Origin of the sequence: Amycolatopsis methanolica 239 (genome assembly GCF_000739085.1) — a bacterium.
Lineage (GTDB): Bacteria > Actinomycetota > Actinomycetes > Mycobacteriales > Pseudonocardiaceae > Amycolatopsis_E > Amycolatopsis_E methanolica.
In genome coordinates, this window is record NZ_CP009110.1 from 5480815 (window position 1) to 5493304 (window position 12490).

Annotated in this window: 11 protein-coding genes and 1 tRNA gene; 8 read left to right on the forward strand and 4 right to left on the reverse strand. The window is 71.3% G+C overall.

Going from position 1 to position 12490, the window contains the following annotated elements:
- The first annotated feature begins 5 nt into the window (after positions 1-5).
- From AMETH_RS26670 to AMETH_RS26695, 6 genes are read left to right on the forward strand one after another with little or no spacing between them, the layout of a single operon-like run.
- Entirely contained in the window at positions 6-965 is a 960-nt protein-coding gene (locus AMETH_RS26670; RefSeq protein WP_017984256.1) for an ABC transporter permease, read from the forward strand.
- A complete protein-coding gene (locus AMETH_RS26675) occupies positions 965-2941 on the forward strand; it encodes a dipeptide/oligopeptide/nickel ABC transporter permease/ATP-binding protein (protein ID WP_017984257.1) in 1977 nt (658 codons plus the stop codon). Before AMETH_RS26670 ends, AMETH_RS26675 begins: the two co-directional genes overlap by 1 nt.
- On the forward strand, positions 2938-3894 hold the full coding sequence (locus tag AMETH_RS26680) for an oligopeptide/dipeptide ABC transporter ATP-binding protein (RefSeq protein ID WP_017984258.1): 957 nt from the start codon (positions 2938-2940) through the stop codon (positions 3892-3894). The genes AMETH_RS26675 and AMETH_RS26680 overlap by 4 nt, the downstream gene beginning before the upstream one ends.
- Positions 3891-4814, forward strand: coding sequence for a dihydrodipicolinate synthase family protein (locus AMETH_RS26685; protein ID WP_017984259.1), 924 nt, complete (start codon positions 3891-3893; stop codon positions 4812-4814). The genes AMETH_RS26680 and AMETH_RS26685 overlap by 4 nt, the downstream gene beginning before the upstream one ends.
- Positions 4811-6784, forward strand: coding sequence for a beta-galactosidase (locus AMETH_RS26690; RefSeq protein ID WP_017984260.1), 1974 nt, complete (start codon positions 4811-4813; stop codon positions 6782-6784). Before AMETH_RS26685 ends, AMETH_RS26690 begins: the two co-directional genes overlap by 4 nt.
- Before the next feature lie 16 nt (positions 6785-6800).
- Complete coding sequence (locus tag AMETH_RS26695) at positions 6801-8657, forward strand: sialidase family protein (protein ID WP_017984261.1); 1857 nt, start codon at positions 6801-6803, stop codon at positions 8655-8657.
- Between the two features lie 38 nt (positions 8658-8695).
- Here AMETH_RS26695 and AMETH_RS26700 read toward each other — a convergent pair whose 3' ends face one another.
- Together AMETH_RS26700 and AMETH_RS26705 are read right to left on the reverse strand one after the other, a co-directional pair.
- Positions 8696-9361, reverse strand: a complete 666-nt coding sequence (locus tag AMETH_RS26700; protein ID WP_017984262.1) for a haloalkane dehalogenase — start codon at positions 9359-9361, stop codon at positions 8696-8698.
- Between the two features lie 86 nt (positions 9362-9447).
- Positions 9448-10269 carry an NAD(P)H-binding protein gene (locus AMETH_RS26705; protein WP_026153396.1) on the reverse strand — a complete coding sequence of 274 codons (822 nt, stop codon included), beginning with the start codon at positions 10267-10269 and terminating at the stop codon, positions 9448-9450.
- Positions 10270-10349: 80 nt separating this feature from the next.
- On the opposite strand from AMETH_RS26705, the gene AMETH_RS26710 reads away from it, so the two are divergent.
- Both AMETH_RS26710 and AMETH_RS26715 read left to right on the forward strand, forming a co-directional pair.
- Positions 10350-10724: a winged helix-turn-helix transcriptional regulator gene (locus AMETH_RS26710; RefSeq protein WP_017984264.1), complete on the forward strand. Its 375-nt coding sequence runs from the start codon at positions 10350-10352 to the stop codon at positions 10722-10724.
- Positions 10725-10935: 211 nt separating this feature from the next.
- The gene (locus AMETH_RS26715; protein ID WP_017984265.1) at positions 10936-11364 is read left to right on the forward strand and encodes a hypothetical protein; all 429 of its coding nucleotides are present in this window, start codon (positions 10936-10938) and stop codon (positions 11362-11364) included.
- 208 nt (positions 11365-11572) lie between these two features.
- On the opposite strand, the gene AMETH_RS26720 is transcribed toward AMETH_RS26715, so the two are convergent.
- Together AMETH_RS26720 and AMETH_RS26725 are read right to left on the reverse strand one after the other, a co-directional pair.
- Positions 11573-11646 (reverse strand) — tRNA-Arg (locus tag AMETH_RS26720).
- 82 nt (positions 11647-11728) lie between these two features.
- Positions 11729-12466 carry an SDR family oxidoreductase gene (locus AMETH_RS26725; protein ID WP_017984266.1) on the reverse strand — a complete coding sequence of 246 codons (738 nt, stop codon included), beginning with the start codon at positions 12464-12466 and terminating at the stop codon, positions 11729-11731.
- Positions 12467-12490: the final 24 nt, after the last annotated feature.

A 12490-nucleotide genomic window follows, 5' to 3' on the forward strand; every position in this document is an offset into this window, starting at 1 on the left:
CTGCCGTGGCCGTCGTCGTGCGGATGCTGCTCGCCCGCATCCTCGCCCTGATCCCGCTGGTGCTCGGGGTGGTCCTGTTCGTCTTCATCGTCATGCAGTTCTCCCCTGTGGACACGGCCGTGGCCGCGCTCGGCGACGCCAACCCCACACCGGAACAGCTCCGGCAGTTCCGCCAGGAGAACGGCCTGCTCGACCCGCTCCCGCTGCAGTACGTGCACTTCGTGTGGCACCTGCTGCAGGGCGACTTCGGCACCAGCGTGATCACGAGGGAGCCGGTCGGGCAGGTCATCGCCACCGCACTGCCGTTGACCGTGCAGCTCACGCTGCTGGGTCTGCTGATCGCGATCGTCGCCGGGCTCGTGCTCGGCGTGACGTCGGCGCTGTTCCGCGACCGCTGGCCGGACCAGCTGATCCGGATCGTCACGCTGGCCGGTGTCGCCGCGCCCGCGTTCTGGATCGCGGTGCTGCTCGTCCAGTGGCTCGCGGTGGGCGAAGGGCTCTTCCCCACCAGCGGCTACGTCAGCCCGGCCGACTCGTTCGGCGGCTGGCTCAACTCGCTGGCGCTGCCCGCGATCTCGCTCGCGCTGCCGGTCGCCGCGCAGCTGACGCGCATCATCCGCACCTCGATGGTCGAGGAGCTGGACAAGGACTACGTCCGCACCGCGCGCGGCGGCGGGCTGCCGCCGGTGGTGGTCGTCGGCCGCAACGTGCTGCGCAACGCGCTGATCAACCCCCTCACCGTGCTCGGCCTGCGGGTCGGCTACCTGCTGGGCGGCGCCGTCGTGATCGAGACGATGTTCGCGCTGCCCGGGATGGGACAGAACATGATCCAGGCCGTCAAGGACGGCGACACCGCGAAGGTCCAGGGCTTCGTGATCACCATCGCGGTCGGGTTCGTCCTGGTCAACCTGATCGTCGACGTGCTGTACCTGATCGTGAACCCGCGCCTGCGGAGCCGGTCGTGATGCGGCAGCTGTACCGGCCCGGGCTCACCAAGCGCCTGTCCCGGCCCGGCATCCGGTTCCGCCGGTTCAACACGGCGTCGTGGATCGCGATCGGGGTGCTGGCCGTGCTCGCGCTGGTGGCGCTGATCGGCCCGCTGCTGGTCAAGGCCCCCTACGCGCTGGGCACCGAGGTCACCGGGCCGAACGCCGCGCACTGGTTCGGCACCGACCAGTCCGGCCGCGACATCCTCTCCCGCGTGGTGCACGGCGCCCGCTGGTCGCTCGCGATCGGGCTCGGCGCCGCCGCGCTGGCGCTGGTCTGCGGCGCGCTGATCGGGGCGCTCGCCGCGACCTCCCGGCGCGGGGTGGACTCGGTGGTCATGCGCGTGCTCGACGTGCTGATGGCCTTCCCCGGCATCGCGCTCGCGGCCGTGCTCGTCGCGGTGTTCGGCCGCGGCATCGGGGTGCTGATCCTGGCGATCGCGTTCGTCAACGTGCCGCCGGTCGCGCGCGTGGTGCGGGCGAACGTGCTGGCGCAGTACAGCGAGGACTACGTCGCGGCCGAGCACATCATCGGCGCGCGCCGGTTCTTCATCCTGGTCAAGCACGTGGCGGTGAACTGCGCCGCGCCGATCCTGGTGTTCTGCACGGTGATGGTGGCCGACGCGATCGTGTTCGAGGCGTCGCTGTCGTTCATCGGCGCCGGCATCCAGCCGCCCGACCCGTCGTGGGGCTCGGTGCTCGCCGACGGCAAGGACATGGTGCTCAACGGCGGCTGGTGGGCCACGTTGTTCCCGGGTCTGATGATCCTGTTCACGGTGCTGGCGCTGAACGTGCTGTCCGAAGGGATTTCCGACGCGTGGGCGGCGCCGTCGTCCCGCACGGCGAAGGCGGCGGAGGTCGCCAAGGCGGTCGTCGCCAAGGAGGCGGCCGAGAACGTCGCGCCGGTGCTGCCGATCCGCGGTCTGCGCGAGGTGGGCGAACGGCTGTCCCGCCGCGCCCGTGCGCTGACCGGGCGGGACACCCTGCTCTCCGTCGAGGGGCTGACGATCGCGTTCCCGGAGCGGCACAACGGGGTCAACGTCGTCGACGACGTCTCGTTCACCGTGCGCTCGGGCGAGGTACTCGGCCTGATCGGCGAATCGGGCTGCGGCAAGTCGCTGACCGCGCTGTCGATCGTCGGGCTGCAGCCGCGGACCGCGCGGCTGTCCGGCCGGATCCGGTTCGCGGGCGAGGACCTGCTCACGATGAAACCGTCCGCGCGGCGGCGGCACCTCGGCCACGACATCGCGATGATCTACCAGGACGCGCTCAGCTCGCTGAACCCGGCGATGACGATCCAGGCGCAGCTCAAGCAGTTCACCCGCCGCGGCGGCACCCGCACCCCGCGCGAGCTGGTGGAGCTGGTCAACCTCGACCCGGACCGCACGCTGCGGGCCTACCCGCACGAGCTGTCCGGCGGGCAGCGGCAGCGGGTGCTGATCGCGATGGCGTTGTCCCGCAGCCCCAGGCTGATCGTGGCCGACGAGCCGACCACCGCGCTGGACGTGACCGTTCAGGCACAGGTGATCTCGCTGCTGCTGCGCCTGCAGGAGGAACTGGGCTTCGCGCTGGTGCTGGTGTCGCACGACCTGGCGCTGGTGTCCGATGTGGCCGATCGCGTGGTCGTGATGTACGGCGGGCAGGTCGCCGAGGCCGGCACCACCGCGCAAGTCGTCGGCGCACCGCGGCACCACTACACGCGCGGCCTGCTCAGCGCGGTGCTGTCGCTGGAGGAGAACGACGCCCGGCTCACCCAGATCACGGGCGTCGTCCCGGCCCCGGCGGACTTCGCGCCCGGCTGCCGGTTCGCCGACCGCTGCCCGGCGGCGCGGGCGCACTGCCGCACCGACCTGCCGGTGGTGGCGGGATCCGGGATGGACCACCTCGTCGCGTGCCACCACCCCGCCGAACCGATGGCGGAACCGGAGGTCCTGGTGAAGGGAGCGCCGGCATGACCCTGCTGGAACTGGACCGGGTGCACGTGGTGCACAAGATCCGCTCGTCCGGCCTGTTCGGGCACGACTCCGTGCACGCGCTGACAGACGCGACGCTGACCGTGCGGCCCGGCGAAACGATCGGCGTGGTCGGCGAGTCCGGGTGCGGCAAGACGACGCTGGCGAAGGTGGTCGTCGGGCTGCAGAAGCCGACCAGGGGCGTCGTGCGCTACCGCGGCGAACCGGTGTCGGACCAGCGTGGGTTCGGCCGCGACATCGGCATGATCTTCCAGGACCCGTCGACCGCGCTGAACCGGCGGATGTCGATCGCCCGCATCGTGCGGGACCCGCTCGACGTGCACCGCGTCGGCACCCCGGCGCAGCGGGCCGAGCGGGTGCGCGAGCTGATGGAGCTGGTCGGCCTGCCGCCCAGCGTCGCGGACGCGGTGCCCGGCCAGCTGTCCGGCGGCCAGCGGCAACGCGTGGCGATCGCGCGTGCGCTGGCGCTGGAGCCGTCGCTGCTGGTCGCCGACGAGCCGACCTCGGCGCTGGACGTGTCGGTGCGCGCGCAGATCCTCAACCTGCTGCTCGACCTGCGGGACCGGCTGGGGCTGGCGATGATCTTCGTGTCGCACGACATCCAGACCGTGCGCAAGATGAGCGACCGCATCGTCACGATGTACCTGGGCCGCATCGTCGAAGACGCCCCGGCCGCCGCGATTCCCGGCGCCGCGCGGCACCCGTACACGCGGGCGTTGTTCTCCGCCACGCCGAGCCTGCTGAACCCGATCGAACCCATTGTCCTGACCGGGCCGGTGCCGTCCGCGGTCAGCCCGCCGAGCGGGTGCGCCTTCCGCACCCGCTGTCCGAAAGCGACGGACGAGTGCGCGGGCGCGGTGCCCCCGTCCGCCGACGCCGGCGACGGGCACACCTACCACTGCATCCACCCCGAACTCGAAGTGAGCGTGCGATGACTCGATTCACCGGCATCATCCCCCCGCTGTGCACCCCGTTCCGCGACGACTTCACCATCGACGTGGACTCGCTGCGCCGGCACCTGGACGTCCAGCTGGACGCCGGGGTGCACGGGGTGTTCGTGCTGGGCTCGTCCAGCGAGGTGGCGTTCCTGCCGGACCGGCAGCGCCGGGTGGTGATCGAGACGGCGGTGGCGCACGTCGGCGGCCGGATCCCGGTGCTCGCCGGGTGTATCGACATGACGACGCTGCGGGTCGCCGAGCACATCCGGGTCGCCGAGGAGGCCGGCGCGGACGCGCTGGTCATCACCGCGCCCTACTACACCCGCACGCATTCCGCGGAGATCGAGCAGCACTTCCGCCTGCTGCACGCGCAGGCCTCGCTGCCGATCTTCGCCTACGACATCCCGGTCGCGGTGCACTCGAAGCTGGACCGGGAGATGGTCCTGCGGCTGGCCGAGGACGGTGTGCTGGCCGGGCTGAAGGACTCCAGCGGCGACGAGGCCGGGTTCGGCGCGCTGCTGCTGGGCCGACGGGAGCGCGGGCTGTCGGAGTTCGCCGTGTTCACCGGTTCCGAACTGGTGGTGGACCTCGCGCTGCAGATGGGCGCGGACGGCGCGGTGCCCGGACTGGCCAATGTGGACCCCGCCGGGTACGTGACGATCTGGGACCGGGTGCGGGCGGGCGACCTCGCCACGGCACGGCGGGAACAGGACCGGCTCATGCGGCTGTACGACATCACGCACGCCGCCCCGCCGGAGCGGATGGGCCGCGGCTCGGCCGGGCTGGGCGCGTTCAAGGCGGCGATGAAGATGCGCGGGTTCATCGACAACTCGGTGATGGCGCCGCCGCAACTGCCGCTCAACGACGAGGAACTGTTGCGCATCAAGGGTGCGCTCACGGAGGCGGGCCTGCTGTGATCCACTACGGCGCGGACTACAACCCGGAACACTGGGCCGAGGACGTCTGGGACGAGGACGTCAAGCTGATGACCGAGGCCGGGGTCACGCTGGTGACGCTCGGTGTCTTCTCCTGGGCGAAGGTCGAGCCGCGGCCGGGCGAGTACGACTTCGGCTGGGTCGACACCGTGATGGACAAGCTCGCGGCGGCCGGTATCCAGGTGGCGCTGGCGACGATGACCGCCTCACCGCCGCCGTGGCTGCCCCACCGCCACCCCGAGGTGCTGCCCGTGCGCGAGGACGGGACGCGGCTCTCGCCGGGTTCGCGGCAGCAGTTCTGCCCGTCCAGCCCGGTGTTCCGCGAGCACGCGGCGCGGCTGGTGGAGCAGCTCGCGAACCGGTACGGCGACCACCCGGCGCTGAAGATCTGGCACGTCGGCAACGAGTACGGCTGCCACATCCGGGCGTGCTACTGCGACACCTCTGCCGAGGACTTCCGGTCCTGGCTGCGCGAGCGGTACGGCACGCTGGACGCGCTGAACGCGTCGTGGTCGACGACGTTCTGGTCGCAGGGCTACTCGGACTGGGCCGAGATCCAGCCGCCGCGGGTGGCGCCGTCCTTCCGCAACCCCGCCCAGCAGCTGGACTACCAGCGGTTCTCCTCCGACGCGTCGCTGGCCTGCTACCGGGTGGAGGCGGAGGTGCTGCGCCGGGTCACGCCGGACGTCCCGCTCACCACCAACTTCGTCGGGCTGGTGCAGAAGGCGCTGGACTGGCACGTGTGGGAGCCGCACGAGGACGTGGTGTCGCTGGACTCCTACCCCGAGCCCTACGACCCGCGCGGGCACGTCGAGGCGGCGTTCGGGTACGACGTGGTGCGGTCGCTGAAGAACGGGCAGCCGTGGATGCTGCTGGAGCACGCGCCGAGCGCGGTGAACTGGCGCAAGCACAACGGCGCCAAGGCCCCCGGCGTGATGCGGCAGGGTGTGCTGCAGGCGGTGGCGCGGGGCGCGGACGCCGCGATGTTCTTCCAGTGGCGGCAGAGCCGCGGTGGCGCGGAGAAGTTCCACTCGGCGATGGTGCCGCACGCCGGCGCGGACACCCGGGTGTTCGCCGAGGCGCGGGCGCTCGGGCAGGACCTCGCGGCGCTGGCCGACGTGGCGGGCACGCGGGTGCGGTCGGACGTGGCGTTCCTGCACGACTGGAACAGCTGGTGGGCGCTGGAGCTGGACGCGCACCCGTCGGCCGACGTCACGCAGCTCGACGCGCACCTGGCGCACTACGCGCCCTTCTTCGACGCCGGCATCTCCTGCGACGTGGTGCGCCCCGACCGGCCGGCGGGGTACCGGCTCGTCGTGGTGCCGAACCTGTACCTCCTCGATCCGGACACCGCCGAGGGGCTGCGGCGGTACGTCGAGGGCGGCGGGCACCTGGTGGTGTCGTTCTTCTCCGGCATCGTCGACTCGTGCGACCGGGCCCACCTCGGTGGCTACCCGGTGGCCCCGCTGCGGGAAGCGCTCGGGGTGTCGGTGGAGGAGTTCTGGCCGCTGGCGCCGGGCACGTCGGTGCCGTTGAGTCCGGAGTGGACCGGCACTCTGTGGTCGGAAGCCGTGGAGCTGCGGGGCGCGGAGGCTGTCGCGTCATTCGACGGCGGCGACCTGGCCGGCTCTCCCGCCGTGACCCGACACGCCTACGGCGCGGGTGTCGCCTGGTACCTCGGCACGCGGCTCGACCCGGCCGGGATGCGCGAGCTGGTCGACCGGGTGGCCGCGGAAGCGGGTGTGCGGCCGGTCCTGCCCGGCCTGCCCGCCGGTGTCCAGGCGGTGCGCCGGGAAGCCGCGGACCGGCAGTTCCTGTTCCTGCTCAACCACAACACGGATGCGGTCGCGGTGGACCTGGGAGAACCGGCCCCCGACCTGCTCACCGGTTCCGCGCCGTCGGCCCGGCACACGTTGCCACCGCGCGGCGTCGCAGTCCTCCGGCTCCACTAAACCGAAGGGAAGGCACATGAGATCGTTCGCAGCGTGGCGCGCGGTCCCGCTCGTGGCGGTGCTGTTCGCCAGTCTGCTCGGCGGCGGGGTCACCGCCTCCGCCGACACCGCCAGACCGGGCTTCGACCAGCAGTCGCTGTTCAACCCCAAGCAGGAGCAGGGTTACTTCTGCTTCCGCATCCCGGCGATCGTCAAGAGCACCGCGGGCACCCTGCTCGCGTTCGCCGAGGGCCGGGTCAACGACTGCGGCGACGCCGGTGACATCGACCTCGTCCTCAAGCGCTCCACCGACGGCGGCCGGACCTGGTCACCGCTGGAGGTCATCAACTCCGGAGACGGCGACACGCACGGCAACCCGGTCCCGATCGTGGACCGGACGACCGGCCGGATCGTCCTGATCACCACCTACAACGCCGGCCGCACCGACGGCAAGGGCTGCGACGTGCCGTGCGCCCGCCCGCCGCACGTGCAGTACAGCGACGACGACGGGCTCACGTGGTCCGCGCCGGTCGACATCAGCGCGCAGGCCAGCAGGCCCGAGTGGGACGCCTGGTACGCCTCCGGTCCGGTGCACGGGATCCAGCTCACCCAGGGCGAGCACCGCGGCCGCCTGGTGTTCGGGGTGAACGCGGAGACCGCGCAGGGCACCGACCCGGTGGCCAACCACGCCGCGCTCGTCTACAGCGACGACCACGGCGCGACCTGGCACATCGGCGCGGTGGACAGCTACCCGTTCCAGGCGAAGGGCCCGTTCACGCAGAAGCCGCAGGAGATCACCGTCGTGGAGCTCGCCGACGGGTCGATCTACGCCGGCGGCCGAGAGCAGGGTGGCACCGACATCGGCAACCGCGACTACGCGATCAGCCGCGACGGCGGCGAGACCTTCAGCCAGCCGTTCCGGACGATCCCCGACCTGGTCACGCCGATGGTGCAGGGCTCGCTGCTGCGCTTGGACCGGCCGGGGCCGGACCGGATCCTGTTCGCGTCGCCGTCGGACACCGACCGGCGCCGGTGGATGATGATCCGCTCGTCCTACGACGGCGGGCGCAGCTGGGAGAACGCCGAGCAGGGCACACGGGTGACCGACGAGTGGTCCGGCTACTCGGACATGGTGCAGATCAGCGACCGGTCCGCCCGCACGACCGAGATCGGCCTGATGTACGAGGGCGGCCCGGTCGACGCGCGCGACGAGATCCGGTTCGCCCGCTTCACCGAGGACGTGCTGGGCTGGCACAATTCGGCCGGCCCGACGACGCGGGACGTGTCCGGTGAACGGTCGGACGCCTACCTGGTCGGCGGCCCGGTTCCGGTGCCCGGCCGCTACGGTGACGCGCTGGAACTGGACGGCGTGGACGATTTCGTGCGCGTGCCCTACGACAGCGCGCAGGTGGTCGGCGACGGCGACTTCACGTGGACCGGCTGGATCCGGTACGGCGCGTCGACGGGCAACCAGGTGTTCTTCTGGATGGGCGGCATGGGCTCGACCGCGCCGCAGATCTGGCTGCGCGGTGAACCGGCGGCGAACCGCCTGATCGCGTCGATGACCACCACGGCGGGCACGAAGCAGGTCACGTCGGCGGGCGCGTTCAACGACCAGCAGTGGCATCACGTGGCGCTGCAGCGCACCGGCGGCCAGTTGCTGCTGTTCGTCGACGGCGTGCAGGTGGCGGCCGGCCCGGCAGCGGCCGGTTCGGTGACGGAGCGGGTGTCGTTCCAGTTCTGGCTGGGCCGCCGCCTCGATGGAGGCATGGGACTGGACGGCGCGCTGGACGACGTCCGGCTCTACCGCAAGGCGCTGTCACCGTCCGAACTGGACGCTGTGCGGGCGAACGCCCCCGTGCGGGACGCCCTCGCGCTGCGGCTGCCGTTCTGAGTCACGGAGTCCCGGCCCCGTGCGACGGGGCCGGGACTTCAGTGCGCGTCCAGCCAGGCGGCCAGCGTGGCGGCGATCGCCGCCGGCTGGTCCTCCGGGGTGTGGTGCCCGGCGGGGAGATCGTGGTGGACGATGTCGAGAGCAGCGATGTGCTCCGCGCACCACGCGATCATCCGGTCGTCCATCATCGTGTCGAAGCCGGGGCCGAACGTCATGAGCAGCTTCGGCACGTCCACGCTGGCCGCGAGCCACATGTCGTAGTGCTCGACGCGTTCGACGACGTCGGCCGGCTCCCCGCCCAGCGGCATCGAGCGCGCCCACGTCAGCAGCGGCACGCGGCTCTCGCGCGCCGGGTAGGGCCGCAGGTAGGCGGCGCGGTCCTCGTCGGCGAGCGCCATCGATTCCAGGAAGATGTTGTCGTCCAGCATCATCTTCTCGCCGACGCCCGGGGTCTTGAGCGCCTGGAAGATCTCGGCGCCTGCGGGCGGGAACTCCTCCCAGGACATGGGTTTGACGATCGTCTCGGTGACGGCGACGCCCCAGTCGTGGCCGACCAGCACCACGTCGTCCAGCCCGAGGTGCTGGAACCAGGCGTCGAGGTAGCGGGCGTGGTCGTCGAAGGTGTAGCCGATGTCCGGCTTCGCCGACTCGCCCATGCCGATCAGGTCGGGCGCCAGCTTCCGGCCCGGGCCTGCCGCGGGCACGATGTGCCGTCACAGGTGGGACGACGCGGGGTTGCCGTGCGGGAAGACGATCGGCTGGCCGTCCCCGGTCTCGCGGTGGTGCAGGATCACTTGAACACCGCCGCGTTCGCGCCCGCCCACTCGGGGAAGCTGCGCGCCGGGCGCCGTAGGACGCGCTCGACGTCCTCGCTGACCCGCTGCTCCGCCGGCGTCGGCGTGGCGAGGATGTCCAGTGTGGACTCCACGACCGGCTCGGGCATGACCTGCAGCATCCGCGTCCGCGCCTCCGCCCGGCTGAGCTCCGCGAAGCGCACCGGCTCCCCCAGCGCGTCGGCCATCGCCGCCGCCCGCTGCCGCGGCGTGATCGGCTCCGGCTCGGTAAGCGTGTACGCATGGCCGGCGTGCCCGTCCTCACGCACCGCCGCGGCGGCCACTTCGGCGATGTCCAGCGGGTCCACGGTGGGCAGCGCGACGTCCCCGAACGGCGCCTCGACCGTCCGCCGGGTGCGCACCATGTCGGCCCAGCCGAACGCGTTGGAGTGGAAGCCGCCCGGCCGCAGGAGGGTCCACTCCAGGCCGGAGGTGACGACCGTTTCCTCCAGTCCCGGCGCGTGCCGCCCGGTCGCCACCCCCTGCGACGACAACAACACAACCCGTCGCACGCCGCTCGCCTTCGCTGTGTGCAGGACGCCGGTGAGGCCCCCGCCGGCCGCCAGGAAGTCCGGCGAGGTGAGCAGGAACAGTGTCCGCGCCCCGTCGAGCGCGGGCTTGAGCGTCTCCGGCTCGACGAGGTCCGCCCGCACGTGCCGCACACCGGCAGGCAGGTCCGCTTCCTTGCGCGACACCGCCGTCACGGGCTCGCCGGTCCTGGCGAGCGCCTGCACCAGCGGCCGCCCGACGTTACCGATAGCTCCGGTCACCACAAACATTTCCGCTCCCGTTCTCTTCGTGTGGGAGCGACGCTACTGTCGTGGGGCTAGTAGGTACCTAGAGGAAAGTAGTGGCTCCGGTGACCGAAACCACAGTCAGTCCCGAGCTGGCCTGCCCGATCGCGCCCGTGGTCGACCTCGTGTTCAGCCGGTGGACCACGCCGATCCTGTGGACGCTGAACGAGTACGGCAGGCAACGTTTCGTGGAGCTGTCCCGCCGCATCACGACGATCACGCCGAAGGTCCTGACGCAGCGGCTGCGCCAACTGGAGCGCGACGGGCTCGTGGTGCGCTCCTACCACGCCGAGGTGCCGCCGCGGGTGGAGTACGAGATCAGCGACCTCGGCCGCAGCCTGGCGCCGCTGTTCGCCACCCTCGCGGAGTGGTCGCCGAACCTGGCGAAGGTCGAGCGGGCCCGCGCCGAGTACGACGCGCGGCAGAAGAAGCGCCCCTGAGCTGAGGCCGTCAGGAAGCTGATCACCGCCCGGGCGCCAGGTGGATCAGTCCCGCATCGGTCGTTCACGAAGCCGACCGGGAGCACGGTCGACCATCTCGTCGTCGGCGATGGGATCCCGCCAGATGTAGACGATCACTTCACTCACGCGGCCACCTGCAGCGGAGCAATTGGTTTGCCGGGGAGTCGTCGCTCAGAGCAGGATCAGGGACGTGCCGAGGACATTCATCGGGTTCCGGGGCGCCGGGTTCTGGGCGCCTGACGCCCACACCGAGACGTGGATGTACTTGGTGTGCGCCGAAATCGACCGTATGGCCGAACCGCCGGGCTGGCTGCTGGAGGCTCGGGAGTGGTGGTTCGTCCTCGCCACGGTTCGGATCAACGGTGTCATGGACCCGAGCTACCACACACATCTCGGTGAGGACGAGGCGCGGATCGGGCTGGTGCAGGAGATCCACGAGCGCGTGCTGCGCCGTTTCGAGTCATTCGGCGAGAAGATGCCACGGCTGAGCGTGCCCGACGGCGTCTGGGCCTTCGACGGCTCCGTCGACACCGAGTTGTTCGCGGAGACCTTTGCGTCGTTCGCCGGTGTGTTGCGTGGCGAGGGCGAGGATCTGCTTGGTGGTCGTCCCGTCACCTGATGGCGTCTGCCTGCCCAGCGAGGGCATCTTTCATGCGTTGCATCCGGGTCACCGGCCGCGGGCTGCTGGTCCAGGAGCACACCGAGACCACGCCGGGATGCGCGCCATCCGGCCGCCGACGTGGGTCATGGACATGCTCAAGCGGCGGTACTAAGCATGGGCTGGTCAGGGCCTTGATCGGAGATGGGGGTCCTGACCAGCCAAGATGCGCCCCCGGCAGGACTCGAACCTGCGACCTAGAGATTAGAAGGCTCTTGCTCTATCCGGCTGAGCTACGAGGGCCTGGCGCCGACGACCACAGGCCGTCCTGACCTGCAGTTTAGTCACCGTCACTTCCCCTATCGCCGGATGGCGGGGGAACGTTTCAGCCTCTGCCGATGAACGGCATCTTCGTCGCCGTGACGGTCATGAACTGCACGTTCGCGGTGAGCGGGAGCCCTGCCATGTACCGCACGGCTTCCGCGACGTGTCTCACGTCGAAGGTGGGTTCGGGCAGCTCACGACCGTCCGCCTGGCGTGCGCCCCTGGCGATTCCCGCCGTCATCTCGGTCGCCGCGTTGCCGATGTCGATTTGGCCACACGCGATGTCGTACGGACGGCCGTCCAGCGACAGCGACTTCGTCAGCCCGGTGATGGCGTGCTTCGTCGCGGTGTAGGCGGCGCTGCCGGGTCGCGGGGCGTGCGCGGAGATGGATCCGTTGTTGATGATGCGGCCACCGCGCGGGTCCTGGCGCTTCATGATCCGGAAGGCCTCCCGCGCGCACAGGAACGCGCCGGTCAGGTTCACCGCCACCGTCTGCTGCCACGCCTCGACCGGGATCTCGTCCGGGTCGCCCGCCGGGCCGAAGGTGCCCGCGTTGTTGAACAACACGTCCACCCGGCCCCAGCGGTCCGCGACCGCCTCGAACAGCGCGCTGACCTGGGCGGGGTCGGCGACGTCGGCCGGGTGCACGAGGGCGTCCGGCGCACCCGCGGCCGTCTCCGACAGCGCGGCGGCTCTGCGGCCGGCCAGTGCGACGCGGTAGCCGGCACCCAGCAGCGCCTGCGCCACGTGCCGTCCGATGCCCGAACCGGCGCCCGTCACGATGGCGACCCCACCCATGCGCACCTCCCGCTCGACCCCGGC

What these genes read in the sequence shown, in the direction of transcription:
- AMETH_RS26685 (WP_017984259.1), top strand. Translation starts at nt 3,891, where the DNA reads ATGACTCGATTCACCGGCATCATCCCCCCGCTGTGCACCCCGTTCCGC.
- AMETH_RS26705 (WP_026153396.1), bottom strand. Translation starts at nt 10,269, where the DNA reads ATGTTTGTGGTGACCGGAGCTATCGGTAACGTCGGGCGGCCGCTGGTG.
- AMETH_RS26680 (WP_017984258.1), top strand. Translation starts at nt 2,938, where the DNA reads ATGACCCTGCTGGAACTGGACCGGGTGCACGTGGTGCACAAGATCCGC.
- AMETH_RS26675 (WP_017984257.1), top strand. Translation starts at nt 965, where the DNA reads ATGCGGCAGCTGTACCGGCCCGGGCTCACCAAGCGCCTGTCCCGGCCC.
- AMETH_RS26695 (WP_017984261.1), top strand. Translation starts at nt 6,801, where the DNA reads ATGAGATCGTTCGCAGCGTGGCGCGCGGTCCCGCTCGTGGCGGTGCTG.
- AMETH_RS26725 (WP_017984266.1), bottom strand. Translation starts at nt 12,466, where the DNA reads ATGGGTGGGGTCGCCATCGTGACGGGCGCCGGTTCGGGCATCGGACGG.